This is a genomic window from Massilia sp. YIM B02769 (genome assembly GCF_030411995.1).
Classification (GTDB): domain Bacteria; phylum Pseudomonadota; class Gammaproteobacteria; order Burkholderiales; family Burkholderiaceae_D; genus Telluria.
Window position 1 is genome coordinate 148,673 of record NZ_JASNRC010000005.1, and the last position, 14,263, is coordinate 162,935.

Consider the following 14,263-nt stretch of genomic DNA (forward strand, 5'->3'; position numbering starts at 1 on the left):
GGAAAAAAGTATCACGCGTTTGCGGGACAAAGTAAACTGCGTTTTCAAACTTTTTTGATGGTGCAGCGCACCAGATTTAGATGAGAAATATGCCGACAGAAAAAGCAGCCGACAGCCAGGGCACGATGCTGGATTTGTACGAACATCCTGGCCACTTGCTGCGCCGGGCACAGCAGATTTCGGTGTCGTTGTTCTACGACGAGATGGGCGATGAGCTGACGCCGGTGCAGTATGCGATGCTGAGCCGGCTGGCCGAGCATCCGGGGATCGACCAGGTGTCGCTGGCGGGGCTGGCGGCGATCGATACGTCGACCGGGGCGACGGTGTGTGCGCGGCTGGAAGAAAAGGGGCTGCTGGAGCGGAAGGTGTTGCCGCATAATCGGAGGCAGCGGGCGTTGACCATTACGGCGGCAGGGAGCGCCCTGCTGCGTGGGCTGGTGCCAGGGGCGCAGAGGTTGCGGGATCGGTTGCTGGCGCCGCTCAGTGAGGCGGAGCAGGCGAAGTTCATGGAATTGCTGGGCAAGCTCGTTCGCGAGAACAATGGCCAAAGCCGCGCACCGTTGACCTTGTAGGGTGGGCCGGGCCGCGCAAGGCACTCGTGCCCACGCGGTTTCATTGGCGCCATCAAATTCAACATCGATCGCATGCCCAAACGGGGCTGTTGCCTGTCCCGCTAACGGTGTGTTGAATCCGCGTGGGCACGGGGTGCCCACCGTACGAGACAGGCCGCAGGCCGTTATCGACAATCCGAGACAGGCCGCAGGCTCGCATCGACAACCCGAAACAGGCCGCGGGCCGTCATCGACAATCGATGCGCCGCCGGCTGCCGGTCATGCAACCCGGCGTCGGCGGCGGGTCAATCAATCCACGCCGGGATCCTTGAACTTCTCGACCTTGTCGAATTCGACGTTGTAGATCCCGCCATCCACCTGCTCCGCCTTGCGGATATACACGGTCTGCACGATATCGCGCGTTGCCGGATCAATCGACACCGGTCCGCGCACGCTGTTCCAAGACAGGCCCTTCATCGCCTCGACCAGCTTCGGTCCGGTGCTGTCGCCGTTGGTTTTCTTCAGCGCCGCATACAGCATCTGCATGCCGTCATACGCGCCGACGGCATGGAAGTTCGGGCGCATGTCCTTGTTGGCCTTGGTGAAGGCGGCAACGAAGGCCTTGTTCTCGGGCGACGGGTGGGCGGCCGAATAATGGTGGCTGCTGACCACGCCCAGGGCGGCTGGCCCGATGCTTGGCATCAGGTCGTCGTCGAGCACGTCGCCGGTGGCGATCAGGCGAATGCCGGCGTCAGCCAGGCCGCGGTCGGTGAACTGCTTCAGGACAGCGGCGCCCTCCCCCGACGGTACGAACACGAAGACCGCGTCCGGCTTGGCGTCCTTCACGCGCGCCAGGAAAGGCGCGTAGTCCGGGTTGCGCAGCGGTGCGCGCAGCGAGGCGACGATCTTGCCGCCGGCCGCGGTGAAGTCCTTCACGAAGACCTTCTCGGCGTCGATGCCGGGACCATAGTCGGACACGAAGGTGACCACCGACTTGATCTTGTTCTTGGCCGCCCATTGCGCCATCGGCGCGGTCACTTGCGCCAGCGTGAAGCCGCTGCGCACGATGTAGGGCGAGCGCTGCGGGATGACCGAGGTGGCGGCGTTCATGACGATCATCGGCACCTTGGCCTGCGTCGCCACGGGCGCGGCGGCAAAGGCCAGCGGGGTCAGGCCGAAGCCGGCCAGGACCTGCACCTTGTCGCGCGCCACCAGCTCCTGGACCAGGCGCTTGGTGACGTCGGGCGAGACACCGCCGTCGTCCTTCAGGATGATCTGCACCTGGCGGCCGGCGACGGTATTGCCGTTTTGCTGAAGGAAGAGTTTCACCGCCGCGTCGACCTGGCGTCCGGTGGAGGCGAAGGGGCCGGACATGGGGACGATCAGGCCGACTTTCAGGGGTTCGGCGGCGTGGGCGGTGAAGCCTGCGGTGAGCATGGCGGCGCCGAGCAGGATGTGACGGCGGGTGGTGTTCAGTGTTGACACGTTGTCTCCTTGGTTTTTATGGTTGCGCGTTGTTGGCGCTTTAATGTGACCGTAGGGTGGACGGGTTCCCCGTCCACGCGTCGATCGTTATCGGCTCCGATTGCGTGCTCGTTGATCTCGCTGCCAACTATCGACCGTGGACGGGGGGACCCGTCCACCCTACGCGACAGCCACGAGCCGATCGAGCTTTTCTCCATCGGCCAGCAAGCTGGCCGAATCCGAGTCATGCACGATCCGCCCGCGATCCAATACGATCGCACGCGAGGTCAGCGACAAGGCGAGCCGCGCATGCTGCTCGACCACGATCACCGACATGCCTTCATCCGCCACCAGCCGCCGGATCACCCGCACCAGTTCCTGCACGATGATCGGCGCCAGCCCTTCCATTGGCTCATCCAGCAGCAGGATGCGCGGATTGGTCATCAGCGCCCGGGCGATGGCCAACATTTGTTGTTCGCCACCAGACAATTGATTGCCCATGTTGGCGCGGCGCTCGTGCAAGCGCGGGAAGATCTCGTAGATCTTGGCCAGGTTCCACGGCCCCGGGCGTTCGACGACGGTCAAGTGTTCCTCGACCGTCAGCGACGGGAACATATGGCGTTCCTGCGGCACCCAGCCCAGCCCCGAGCGCGAGCGCTTATAGGTCGGCACGCGCGCGATGTCGCCGCCGGCCCAGCGGATCGAGCCCTTGTGCAGCTTGGTCAACCCCATCAGCGTGACCAGCAGACTGGTCTTGCCGACGCCATTCCGGCCCAGCAGCGCCAGGCTGTCGCCCTCGTTCATGGTGAACGACACATCCTCTAGAACGATCGACTCGCCGTATCCGGCGGTCACGCGGTCAAGCGCAAGCAATTCAGGCATGTTCGGCCTCCCCCAGATACACTTCCTTCACGCGCGGATCGGCCGCGATCTCCTCGGGCGTGCCTTCGGTCAGCACCTTGCCGCCCACTAGCACGGTGATGCGGTCGGCAAAGCGGAACACCAGGCCCATGTCGTGCTCGATGAAGAGTACCGTCACGTCGCGCGGCAGGCCGGCGATGACCTCGAACAGCTCCTTGCTCTCGGCCGAGGGAATGCCGGCCGCCGGCTCGTCCAGCAGCAAAATCGTCGGCCTGGTGGCCAGCGCCAGGGCGATCTCCACCAGGCGCTGCTTGCCGTAAGCCATGCTGCGCGTGATGCTGTTCGCCTCTTTCGTCAGCTTCAGCGTGGCCAGCAGGGCCATCGCTTCCTCGACCACGTCGGCATGGTTCGCGACCGTCTTCCACCATACTTTCTGCAGGCCGCGTCGCTCGCAGATCGCCAGCATCACCGATTCCAGCACCGTCATGCCCGCGAACAGGGTATTGATCTGGAAGGTGCGCGTCATGCCGCGCTTTACCCGCTCGTGCTGGGCCAGTTTGGTGATGTCCTCGTCGCCGAGCCAGACCTTGCCGCTGGACGGCGGGAAGCCCCCGGTCAGCAGGTTGATGAAGGTGGTCTTGCCGGCGCCGTTCGGGCCGATCAGCGCGTGGCGCGCGCCCGGTTCGAAGGTCAGCGAGATATCGGTGTTGGCCTTGAAGCCGCCCCACTGCTTGCAGAGCGCTTCGGTGCGCAGGGTCATGGTCATGCTGCCTCCGAACGTTTGAAACGGGCGACGATTTTTTCCAGGCCGCCGAGGATGCCGCCGCGTGCGAACAGCACGATCAGCACCAGCAGCAGGCCGATGTAGAACTGCCAGTAGGTCGGATCGAAGCCCGAGATCTTGTCCTGGGCGACCATGAACACGGCCGCGCCGACCAGCGCGCCGTACAGGCGCCCGGTCCCGCCCAGCACCAGCATGATCAGGAGTTCCGCCGAACGCGGGAAGCCGAGCACGTCCAGGCCCACGAACTGCGTGGTCTGGGCCAGCAACGCGCCGGCGATGCCGGCCACCGCCGCGCCCAGGGTGAAGACGGCCACCAGGCGGCGGTCGACATGCGCGCCGATCGCCGGCATGCGGCGCCCGCCTTCGCGGATGCCGCGCAGCGACAGGCCGAACGGCGAATTCACCAGGCGGCGCATGGCCACGAACAGGATGAACAGCACGGCAAAGCTGTACCAGAAGGCCGTCTTGCCGAAGAGGTCGAACTCGAAGGTGCCGAACAGCGGCTCCATCACCATGCCCGACAGGCCATCGACACCGCCGGTGATGAAGGCCGCCTTGTTCGCCGCCTCGAACAGCATCAGGCCGATGCCGAGGGTGACCATCAGCCGCGCCAGGTCCTGGCCGCGCACCACCAGGAAGCTGACGATGAAGCCGGCCACCGCCGCGACCACGGCCGCCGCCAGCAGCCCGGAGATCGGCTCGCCCCAGCCATGCACCGACAGCAGGCCAGCCGTATAGGCGCCCAGCCCGAAGAAGGCCGCGTGCCCCAGCGAGACGATGCCGGCATAGCCCAGGATCAGGTCGAGCGACATCGCGAACAGGCCGATGATCATGATCTGGCTGATCAGCACCAGGTAGTCCGGGAAGAAGAAGTAGGAGGCCACCGGCAGCAGCCAGAACACGATCTCCAATGCCTTCCAGCGGTCGTTCGGCAGGCGCAGCGCGCTGTGGTTCACGGCTTGCGCTTCCGGGCTTGGGGTGGCATCAGTCTTGGCCTTCAGGGCCGTCGTCGAATAGGCGTTCATGCTTTCCTCCGTACCAGGCCGAACGGGAACAGGATGAGCAGCACCACCATCAGCGTGTAGATGACGAAGGCGCCCACTTCCGGCACATAATATTTACCGGCGACGTCGAACACGCCGAGGATGATCGCCGCGATCAGCGGCCCCTTGATGGAACCGGCGCCGCCCACGGCCACCACCAGCAGGAAGTAGACCATGTACTTGACGGGGAAGCTCGGGTCCAGGCCCAGCACGTCGATGCCGAGGCCGCCGCCCAGGCCGGCCAGGCCCGAGCCGAGCGCGAAGGTCAGCGAGAACACGCGGCTGACGTTGATGCCCAGGCCTTCGGCCGCGGTCTGGTTGTCGACCGAAGCGCGGATCTGGGCGCCGAAGCGGGTGCGTTCGATCAGCAGGTAGAGGCCGAGCGTGACCAGCACCACCACGCCGATCAGGAACAGGCGGTAGGAGCCGAGGTCGAGACCGAGCACGTGTACCTGGCCGCGCAGCCAGTCCGGCAGGTGCACCGGCTGCTGGGTCGGGCCGAACAGGAAGGTGGCGCCGGCCACCGCCATGAAGGTCAGGCCGATCGAGAACAGCACCTGGTCCAGGTGCGAGGCTTTATACAGCTGGCGGTACAGCGAGCGCTCCAGCACCAGGCCGACCACGGCCGCCGCAACAAAAGCCAGCGGCAGCGTGGCCAGGAAAGGCAGGCCGAGCTTGCCGAGCAGGCTCACGCAGACATAGCCGCCGACCATGGCGAAGGCGCCGTGGGCCAGGTTAATGAAGTTCATCATGCCCATCGTGACCGAGAGGCCGACGCTGATCAGGAACAGCAGCGCGCCGTAGGCGATGCCGTCGAATAGGACGCCGATGAAGTTGCCGATCATGGCAGCCTCCCGCGTGAGGTGTCTTGGTATGTCATGTTTGTCTCCTGCTTCTCTTCTTGTCAATCAACGCGCTCAGACGCGTTCGATCACCATGGCGATGCCCTGCCCCACGCCGATGCACATGGTACACAGCGCGTAGCGCCCACCGGTGCGGTGCAGCTGGTACATCGCCGTGGTCACCAGCCGGGCGCCGCTCATGCCCAGCGGGTGGCCCAGGGCGATGCCGCCGCCGTAGGGATTCACCCTCCGATCGTCGTCTGCAACGCCGAGTTCGCGCAACACGGCCAGGGCTTGCGATGCGAATGCTTCGTTCAGCTCGATGATGTCCATCTGGTCGATCGTCATACCCAGCTGGGCCAGCAGTTTCTTCGATGCCGGCGCCGGGCCGATGCCCATCACGCGAGGCGGCACGCCGGCGGTGGCCATGCCGACGATGCGCGCCTTGGGCGTGAGGCCATATTTCGCCACCGCCTCGCCGCTCGCGATCAGGAGCGCACAGGCGCCATCGTTCACGCCGGAGGCGTTCCCGGCCGTGACCGAGCCTTCCGGATGCACGACGCCTTTCAATTTCGCCAGCGCCTCGAGGCTGGTCTCGCGCGGATGCTCGTCATGCTCGAAGCGGACGTGGTAGGCCGCCCCCGCTGCGCGGCGGCTCTGGGGAATCAGCACCGGCACGATCTCGTCCGCGAACAGGCCTTCTTTCTGGGCGCGCGCCACCTTCTGCTGGCTGGCCAGGGCAAAGCGGTCCTGGTCTTCGCGCGACACCTTGTAGTCCACGGCCACGTTCTCGGCCGTTTCCGGCATCGAATCGGTGCCGTACAGGTGCTTCATCTGTTTATTCGGGAAGCGCCAGCCGATGGTGGTGTCGTAGATCGTGGCCTGGCGCGAGAAGGCGGCATCCGCCTTGCCCATCACGAAAGGCGCGCGCGTCATCGATTCGACGCCGCCGGCGATCATCAGCTGGGTTTCGCCGGCCTTGATGGCGCGCGCGGCGATGCCGATGGCGTCCATGCCCGAGCCGCACAGGCGGTTCACGGTGGTGCCCGGCACGTCCGGCGGCAAGCCGGCCAGCAGCGAGGCCATGTGGGCGACGTTGCGGTTGTCTTCGCCTGCCTGGTTGGCGCAGCCGTAGATCACGTCGTCGACCTGGCTCCAGTCGACGGAGGGATTGCGCGACATGAGTTCGCGCATGGGGATGGCGCCGAGGTCGTCGGCGCGCACGTCTTTCAGCGACCCGCCGTAGCGGCCGATGGGCGTGCGGATCGCATCGATAATGTAGGCGTCGGTCATGCTGGGTCTCCTGATTCTGGTGGCAGCAAGGGCGCCGCCGTGACGGCCTGCAGCTCGGGCAGGCTCAGGCCCGGCGCCATCTCGCGTACGCGCAGGCCATGCGGCGTGACGTCGAGGACAGCCAGGTCGGTATAGATACGGTTGACGCAGGCCACGCCAGTCAGCGGGTAGGTGCATTGCTGCACCACCTTGCTTTCGCCGGTCTTGGTCTGGTGGTCCATCATCACGAACACCTGCTTGGCGCCGATTGCCAGGTCCATGGCGCCGCCGACGGCGGGAATCGCGTCCGGCGCGCCGGTATGCCAGTTGGCCAGGTCGCCCTTTTCCGAGACCTGGAACGCGCCCAGCACGCAGATGTCGAGGTGGCCGCCGCGCATCATGGCAAACGAATCGCCGTGGTGGAAATAGGCGCCGCCGGTGAGCAGGGTCACCGGCTGCTTGCCGGCGTTGATCAGGTCTTCGTCTTCCTCGCCTTCAGCCGGCGCCGGACCCATGCCGAGCAGGCCGTTCTCGCTGTGCAGGAAGACTTCACGGTCTGCCGGCAGGTAGTTGGCCACCATCGTCGGCAGGCCGATGCCGAGATTGACGTAGGCGCCCTCGTGGATGTCCTGGGCCACGCGCGCGGCGATCTGGTCGCGGGTGAACTTGTTCATGCTGCCTCCTTGACGACGCGCTGGACGAAGATGCCCGGGGTGACGATGACTTCCGGGTCGAGTTCGCCGAGCGGCACGATGTCCGCCACCTGGGCGATGGTGGTCTTCGCCGCCATCGCCATGATCGGGCCGAAGTTGCGCGCGGTCTTGCGGTAGACGAGGTTGCCCCAGCGGTCGCCGCGATGGGCCTTGATCAGCGCGTAGTCGGCGTGGATCGGCGACTCCAGCACGTAATAGCGGCCCTCGATCAGGCGCGTTTCCTTGCCCTCGGCCAGCAGCGTGCCATAGCCGGTGGGGGTAAAGAAGCCGCCGATGCCGGCGCCGGCGGCGCGGATGCGTTCGGCCAGGTTGCCTTGCGGGGTGAGTTCGAGTTCGATCTCGCCGGCGCGGTACAGGGCGTCGAAATGGTGGGAGTCGGTCTGGCGCGGGAAGGAGCAGATGATCTTGCGTACCCGCTTGGCGGCCAGCAGCGCGGCCAGCCCGGTGTCGCCGTTGCCGGCGTTGTTGTTGACGATCGTGAGCTCACGCGCGCCCTGCGCGATGAGTGCGTCGATCAGCTGCGCGGGCATGCCCGCATTGCCGAAGCCGCCGATCATGACGGTCGCCCCGTCGTGCACGTCGGCGACGGCACGCTCCAGCGATTCATAGGTTTTGTCGATCATGTCTCCACCTTGGGGCCTGATCCATCCGGCCCACTTGAAATGATGTTGCCGTTGTTCGATAAGCGAACTATTGTTTGATTACCGCCCAACGCAGTGTAGTGGTAGCGTGGCCGAAAGGTCAAGAAAAAAGACCAATCGAAGCGCACCCCGCTGCATTACAATCCCGCCATGACAAATATTGCGATCCCCCATACCGAGGCCGACAGCCTTGAACTCGATGCCGGCGGCGAAGAACGCGAACTCAGCATCGCCGAGCAGATCGACGCCCTCACCGACCCGAGTTTCATGACCTCGCTGGCGCGCGGCCTGGCCGTGGTGCGCGCCTTCAGCGATTCGCGCAAGCCGCAGACCATCGCCCAGATCAGCCAGAAGACCGGCATCCCGCGCGCCGCCGTGCGCCGCTGCCTGTACACGCTGCAGCAGCTCGGCTACGTCGACGCCGAGCACAACAACTTCTCGCTGCGGCCCAAGGTGCTGACCCTCGGCTACTCGTATTTGTCGTCGACGCCGCTCACCGTCTCCAGCCAGCCCTACCTGAACAACATCAGCCGCGAGCTGGGCGAATCGAGTTCGCTGGCCGTGCTCGACGACGGCGAAGTGCTGTACGTGGCGCGCGCCGCCACCACGCGCGTGATGTCGGTGGCCCTGAACACCGGCAGCCGCCTGCCCGCCTACTGCACCTCGCTGGGCCGGGTGATGCTGGCCCACTTGCCGCCGGACGAACTGAACGCCTACTTCGCCAGGACCCGCCTGAAGGCGATGACCGACAAGACCGTCACCACGCAAAAGCGCCTGCGCGAGATCCTGCTTGGAGTGCGCCAGGACGGCTACGCCATCAACGACGAGGAACTGGAACTGGGTCTGCGCTCGATCTCGGTGCCGGTGCGCGGCGCCTCGGGCCAGGTGGTCGCGGCGCTGAACGTGGGCGCCCAGGCGGCCCGCGTCAGCGTCGAGCGGATGCAGGGGGAGTTCCTGCCGGTGCTGTTGCGCGGGGCGCAGGAACTCTCGGTGCTGCTGCCGTGACGCCCTACTCACGCGGCCATCGGGTGGGTGCTCGAACCTGACATCGCCACGGGCCGCGTTTCGACATGCGGCCGCGGTCATGGTGGGGTCGAGAACCCACCCTACGCCGCCCGATACCGTAGGGTGGGTTCTCGAACCCACCAGACAGCACCGTGGCCGGGAAATCAGAAATGGTGGCGCAAGCCCACCATGACACCATTCTGGGTCTTGCCCGCACCGACAGTACCGCCGGCGTCCAGCGCGACCGCCGAGGCGCCGTCGTTGTCCATGCGGCCAATCGCCGTGTACAGGACGGTGCGCTTCGACAGCGCGTAGCTCAGGCGCGCCACCAGCATGGTGACGTCGTCGTCGGAGTTCTTCGTGTTGCGCGCCGCGGCCTGGACGTCGACCACGAAGTTGTTGACCGGGTGGCTCACGCCCAGGTACCACAGCAGCGACTCGGTCTGGCCGGTGGCCGCATTCGTTTCGCGGTCGATGGCGCCGCCGCCGATCTTGGTGGCGCCCAGCATCAGGTAGCCGTTGACGGTGGTGCGGATGTCGGTGTTGTTCGGGCTGGTCAGGCCGCCGGCCGCGCCCGTGTTGCCGTTCAGGCGGTCGTAGGACGCGTTCAGGCCCCACTGCTTGTTCTCGTAGCCGAGCAGCGCCGTGTACTGGCGGCAGGCCTTCGAGTTGCCCGCCACTTCGCCGCCGCAGTTGGTGGCGGCCGGTCCGCCGGCGGCGGAGGCGTCGCGCCCGAAGCTGTAGGTGGCGCCCACCACGAAGCCGTTGAAGTTGCCCATGTAGCCGATGGCGTTGTCGCTGCGCGCGTTAGGCAGGTAGGGATCGATGCTGCCGATCGCGAACAAATGCGGGCCGAGGACGTCGGTCTTCAGGCCCGAGATGTAGGTCATGTTGTTCTGGCGGCCCAGGGTCAGCGTGCCCCAGTCGCCCTTCAGGCCCACCTGCGCCGCGCGGCCGAACATGCGTCCGCCCTGCTGGGACGATCCGTTGTCCATCGCCAGGCCGCTTTCCAGCACGAAGAACGCCTGCAAGCCGCCGCCGAGTTCCTCGCTGCCCTTGAAGCCGATGCGCGAGGGGAAGGAGCTGGTCAGCGACGGCACCTTGGTGTTCGAGTCGCCGGCGGCGTTCACATTGGTCATGTGGGCGACGCCGCTGTCGACGATACCGTAGACCTGGACCGAGGTCTGGGCTTGTGCCGAGGTGGCGGCAGAAACGGCGGCCAGGCCGCACACCAGCGCGGCTGCGCTGGACAGGATGTTCTTCATGTTGTCTCCGTTGGTTTATTGTACGCGTTCGATTATCGAACAAGAGGTTGTTAATCGAACGCTAAAACGATACTATTGTTGTCACGGAACCTTGTCAACAATATGCTTGAGTCATTTTTTGATGAGGTTGCGACATAGCGACGACATCGCCGGCGTGCACATGGACGACAAGTAAGCGACAAGCAGACGACAAGCAGACCAACCGACAGGAGACAAGCATGCAATCGAAGACCATCGCGGCGCTCGCCGCGGCCACCGCCTTTGCCACTACCTTCGCCGCACCCGCGGCCTGGGCCCAGGACACCATCAAGGTCGGCGTGATCGCCTCCTTCTCGGGTCCCTTCGCCGACTACGGCAAGCAGATGCAGGGCGGGATCAAGGCCTGGATGGCGCAGAACGGCGACAGCGTCGCCGGCAAGAAGATCCAGATCATCTACAAGGACACCACCGGCCCGTCGCCGGAGATCGCCAAGCGCCTCGCGCAGGAGCTGGTGGTGCGCGACAAGGTCGACTTCCTGGCCGGCTTCGGCCTGACGCCGGAAGCCCTGGCGGTGGCGCCGATCGCGCAGCAGGCCAAGAAGCCGATGATCATCATGAATGCGGCGACGTCCGTCATCACCACCAAGTCCGACTACATCGCGCGCTTCTCGATGACGCTGCCGCAGATCTCGGCGCCGATGGGCGACTGGGCGCTGAAGAACAAGATCAAGAACGTGGCGACGGTGGTGGCCGACTACGGCCCCGGCATCGATGCCGAGAAGGCCTTCAGCGACCGCCTGGTGAAGAACGGCGGCAAGGTGGTGGAAGCGATCCGCGTCCCGCTGCGCAATCCGGAGTTCGCCCCCTTCATCCAGCGCATCAAGGACGCCAAGCCGGACGCCGTGTTCGTGTTCGTGCCGGCCGGAGAGCAGAGCATCGCCTTCATGAAGGGCTACCGCGAGCGCGGCCTGGCCGCTGCCGGCATCAAGGTGATCGCCACCGGCGACCTGACCGACGACCACGTACTGCCGGCCATGGGCGACAACACCTTGGGCGTGATCACCACCTTCCACTACTCGGCCGCGCACAAGTCGCCCGAAAACGACGCCTTCCTGAAAAGCTTCGCCGCCACCAACCCGCAGGGCGGCCGCCCGAACTTCATGGCCGTTGCCGCCTACGACGGCATGAACGCGATCTACCAGGTCAGCAACAAGCTCGGCGGCAAGATCGACGGCACCGAGGCGATGGCGGTATTGAAGGGCATGAAGATCAACAGCCCGCGCGGCCCGATCAGCATCGACCCGGCCACGCGCGACGTGGTGCAGACGGTGTACGTGCGCAAGGTGGAAAAAGTCAACGGCGAACCCTACAACATCGAGTTCGACCAGTTCCCGAACTTGAAGGACCCGGGCAAGCAGTAACAGCCGGGGTCAGGTCTGACATTCGGACACGGGCTCAGCCATGCTGTCCGAATGCCGGGTATCTGCACGCGGGGACGCGGCTACGCGCCCGGCTTGCGCACGGTCGTCACCAGGGTCGGCAAGGACCAGGCGCCGCCGGGCGCGATGCCATTGCAGGCGCCGCTGTTGCCCAGGTTCGTATGGACGAAGCGCTTGCCGTCCCAGGTCCAGTGTTCGAAGGCCCAGCAGTCGCCCATGCCGCGGCCCTTTTGCGAGCCGTCGATCTTGCCGGCGTCGTAGCCCGCGCCGTAGCTGGTCACCAGTTCGGGCGCGTACGGCGGGTTCGCATTGATCACCCAGTAGGCATCGCCTGTGTTGGAAGCCCCGCGCCAGCACAGCGTGGAAGCCAGCAGCTTGCCACCCGACAGGCGCCGCACGATGATCTCGTTTGGCGACTCGCCGGGTTCGGTCAGGACCGGGCAGTCCTCGGCCTGCGTCTTGAGCGCCGCACGCAGGGCATCCAGGCGCGCCTTCGGCCACGTGACGAGATCCTGACGCGGCACGGCGGCGGCCACCACCACGGGCGCCGGCAGCGGCGGCAACACGGTCTTCTCGTCGCGCGCGCCCTTGCGCGCCAGGGCGCCGGGCGTACCGAGGCGGCCCTGGAATTCATCCATCTTGAGCAGCACCGCCGCCGCTCCCTTGTCGGACAGGCGCCAGGTGCGGGTGCCGTCCGTCCACGCGATCCTGCTGCGGCGGGTCAGCGATGACAGCAGCGCCTGCGTCTGGGCCGGCGCCAGGTCGACTGTCCATTTGCCCTGCTCGATCAGCACCTTGCCATGCGCCTGCCCGTTGATCCTCATCGCCAGCGTCATTCGCTGCGGCAGCTGGTCGGTGGTCTGGTCGGCGCCGGGGTTCCCGATCTGGAATTCGCCGCGTACGGCTTCGTTCGGCCCGGCCTTGCGCGTGAACAGGACGGACACCGGCAGCGGCTCGCCGTTGCCGGCGGCCTCCGCGTCGTCATCGTCGCTGCCGCTCGTGCTGTGGTAGCCGGCGGCGCGGCAGGTGCGGGTATTGTCGCAGGCCAGTTCCCAGTCGCCGTGCTCGAAGCGCACGCCAGGCGCACCGGCAGGCTCGATGGCGGCCGCCCCGGTCGTGGCGCAGGCAGCCAGCATGGCCAGGAAGGCCGCATTGCGGGTCGATCTCATTCGTCGTTCTCCAATCGAGCGTGACGGCCCTCAGGGCCTGTTTGTAGGGCGCGCCGGCTGCACGGCGGTCACCATTACCGGCAGCACCCAGGCGCCACCCGGCGCGACCAGCCTGCAATCGCCGGTGTCGCCCTCGCTGCTATGCACGAAGACCTTGCCGTCCCAGGTCCATTCGTCGAACGAAAAGCAGTCGCCCAGCCCGCGTCCCTTCAACGAGGAACCGATGATCCCGGACGCGTAGCCGTTGCCGGCGGTCGTCACCAGCCGCGGCGCGTACGGCGGCCTGGCGTTGACGACCCAATAGGCGGCGCCCTCGTTATACGCCGCCCGCCAGCACGGCAAGGACGCCAGCAGCTTGCCGCCGGTCAGGCGCCAGACGGCGATGTCGCCGGGCGTGCCGTCGATATTGTCCGGCTCCGTGCAGGTGTCGGCCGGCGCCTTCAGGGCCTGGCGCAAGGCTGCCAGCCGGGGCGCCGGCAGGTCGATGGCCCTGTCGTCGAGCGCGGGTACGCGGACCACGGGTTCCGGCAAGGGGGCCAGGACGCTGGTTTCAAGCCTGGCGCCCTTGCGCACCAGCGCGCCTGGGGTGCCGACGCGGCCCTGGAACGCGTCCATCTTGAGCAGGACCGCGGCGGCGCCGGCGTCGGACAGGCGCCAGGTAAACGGGCCGTCCGTCCACGCGATCTTGCTCACCCGTGTGAGCGCCGCCAGCAAGGCTTGCGTCTGGCCGGGCGCGAGGTCGACCGTCGGATTGTCCCCGGTGACGGCGACCTTGCCGTGCTCCTTGCCGTCGATGGTCATGGTCAGCGACAGCGTCCTAGGCAGCGGCGCGGCGGGCTGGGTGTCCTCGTAGGTGCCGATCTGGAGTTCGGCATGGACGAGGGTATCCGGACCGGCCTTGCGGGTCAGCAGCACCGACATCCGCCGCTGCCCGGCGCCGTCATTGTTCCCAGCGTCGCTGCTGTTTTCACTGTCATACCCGGCGGCGCGGCAGGTGCGCGTGTTATCGCAGGCGATCTCCCAGTCACCGTAGGAAAACCGCAGCCTGGGCAGCTCGGCGCCATTGGCGTTCCAGGAAGCGGCCAGCAGGGACAGGCCCAGGGCCGGGAATGCGGTGAACAGTCGTTTCATGTGTCGTATTGTGCGCGAGCGCCCGCGGGCTCGGCCCATCGGCTTGTTCCAGGACAACCGAAGTCTACGTTACCGTTGTTTTGTTGGCAAGACAACTCAGCCGC

General features: G+C 66.2%; 14 protein-coding genes. 3 read left to right on the forward strand and 11 right to left on the reverse strand.

Annotation, left to right across the window (positions count from 1 at the left end):
- Positions 1 to 89 precede the first annotated feature (89 nt).
- Positions 90 to 572, forward strand: a complete 483-nt coding sequence (locus QPK31_RS09725) for a MarR family winged helix-turn-helix transcriptional regulator (RefSeq protein ID WP_290422733.1) — start codon at positions 90 to 92, stop codon at positions 570 to 572.
- 288 nt (positions 573 to 860) lie between these two features.
- On the opposite strand, the gene QPK31_RS09730 is transcribed toward QPK31_RS09725, so the two are convergent.
- From QPK31_RS09730 to QPK31_RS09765, 8 genes are all read right to left on the reverse strand, one after another.
- The gene (locus QPK31_RS09730) at positions 861 to 1,988 is read right to left on the reverse strand and encodes an ABC transporter substrate-binding protein (protein WP_290422924.1); all 1,128 of its coding nucleotides are present in this window, start codon (positions 1,986 to 1,988) and stop codon (positions 861 to 863) included.
- 207 nt (positions 1,989 to 2,195) lie between these two features.
- Positions 2,196 to 2,897, reverse strand: coding sequence for an ABC transporter ATP-binding protein (locus QPK31_RS09735; protein ID WP_290422734.1), 702 nt, complete (start codon positions 2,895 to 2,897; stop codon positions 2,196 to 2,198).
- The gene (locus QPK31_RS09740; protein ID WP_290422735.1) at positions 2,890 to 3,642 is read right to left on the reverse strand and encodes an ABC transporter ATP-binding protein; all 753 of its coding nucleotides are present in this window, start codon (positions 3,640 to 3,642) and stop codon (positions 2,890 to 2,892) included. Before QPK31_RS09740 ends, QPK31_RS09735 begins: the two co-directional genes overlap by 8 nt.
- Positions 3,639 to 4,685: a branched-chain amino acid ABC transporter permease gene (locus QPK31_RS09745; RefSeq protein WP_290422736.1), complete on the reverse strand. Its 1,047-nt coding sequence runs from the start codon at positions 4,683 to 4,685 to the stop codon at positions 3,639 to 3,641. The genes QPK31_RS09740 and QPK31_RS09745 overlap by 4 nt, the downstream gene beginning before the upstream one ends.
- Complete coding sequence (locus QPK31_RS09750) at positions 4,682 to 5,548, reverse strand: branched-chain amino acid ABC transporter permease (protein ID WP_290422737.1); 867 nt, start codon at positions 5,546 to 5,548, stop codon at positions 4,682 to 4,684. The genes QPK31_RS09745 and QPK31_RS09750 overlap by 4 nt, the downstream gene beginning before the upstream one ends.
- A gap of 72 nt (positions 5,549 to 5,620) precedes the next feature.
- Positions 5,621 to 6,838, reverse strand: coding sequence for a 3-oxoadipyl-CoA thiolase (pcaF, locus tag QPK31_RS09755; protein WP_290422738.1), 1,218 nt, complete (start codon positions 6,836 to 6,838; stop codon positions 5,621 to 5,623).
- Entirely contained in the window at positions 6,835 to 7,491 is a 657-nt protein-coding gene (locus QPK31_RS09760) for a CoA transferase subunit B (RefSeq protein ID WP_290422739.1), read from the reverse strand. The genes pcaF and QPK31_RS09760 overlap by 4 nt, the downstream gene beginning before the upstream one ends.
- The gene (locus QPK31_RS09765) at positions 7,488 to 8,153 is read right to left on the reverse strand and encodes a 3-oxoacid CoA-transferase subunit A (RefSeq protein WP_290422740.1); all 666 of its coding nucleotides are present in this window, start codon (positions 8,151 to 8,153) and stop codon (positions 7,488 to 7,490) included. The genes QPK31_RS09760 and QPK31_RS09765 overlap by 4 nt, the downstream gene beginning before the upstream one ends.
- A gap of 168 nt (positions 8,154 to 8,321) precedes the next feature.
- Between QPK31_RS09765 and QPK31_RS09770 the strand changes: the two genes are divergently transcribed.
- Entirely contained in the window at positions 8,322 to 9,176 is an 855-nt protein-coding gene (locus tag QPK31_RS09770) for an IclR family transcriptional regulator C-terminal domain-containing protein (protein WP_290422741.1), read from the forward strand.
- Between the two features lie 164 nt (positions 9,177 to 9,340).
- Here the strand turns inward: QPK31_RS09770 and QPK31_RS09775 are convergent, their stop codons facing one another.
- Positions 9,341 to 10,441, reverse strand: a complete 1,101-nt coding sequence (locus QPK31_RS09775; protein ID WP_290422742.1) for a porin — start codon at positions 10,439 to 10,441, stop codon at positions 9,341 to 9,343.
- Between the two features lie 218 nt (positions 10,442 to 10,659).
- On the opposite strand from QPK31_RS09775, the gene QPK31_RS09780 reads away from it, so the two are divergent.
- Positions 10,660 to 11,841, forward strand: a complete 1,182-nt coding sequence (locus tag QPK31_RS09780; RefSeq protein WP_290422743.1) for an ABC transporter substrate-binding protein — start codon at positions 10,660 to 10,662, stop codon at positions 11,839 to 11,841.
- 80 nt (positions 11,842 to 11,921) lie between these two features.
- Here QPK31_RS09780 and QPK31_RS09785 read toward each other — a convergent pair whose 3' ends face one another.
- Both QPK31_RS09785 and QPK31_RS09790 read right to left on the reverse strand, forming a co-directional pair.
- Positions 11,922 to 13,028 carry a DUF1176 domain-containing protein gene (locus QPK31_RS09785; protein WP_290422744.1) on the reverse strand — a complete coding sequence of 369 codons (1,107 nt, stop codon included), beginning with the start codon at positions 13,026 to 13,028 and terminating at the stop codon, positions 11,922 to 11,924.
- A 30-nt stretch (positions 13,029 to 13,058) separates the two neighbouring features.
- Positions 13,059 to 14,159, reverse strand: a complete 1,101-nt coding sequence (locus tag QPK31_RS09790; protein ID WP_290422745.1) for a DUF1176 domain-containing protein — start codon at positions 14,157 to 14,159, stop codon at positions 13,059 to 13,061.
- Positions 14,160 to 14,263 lie beyond the last annotated feature (104 nt).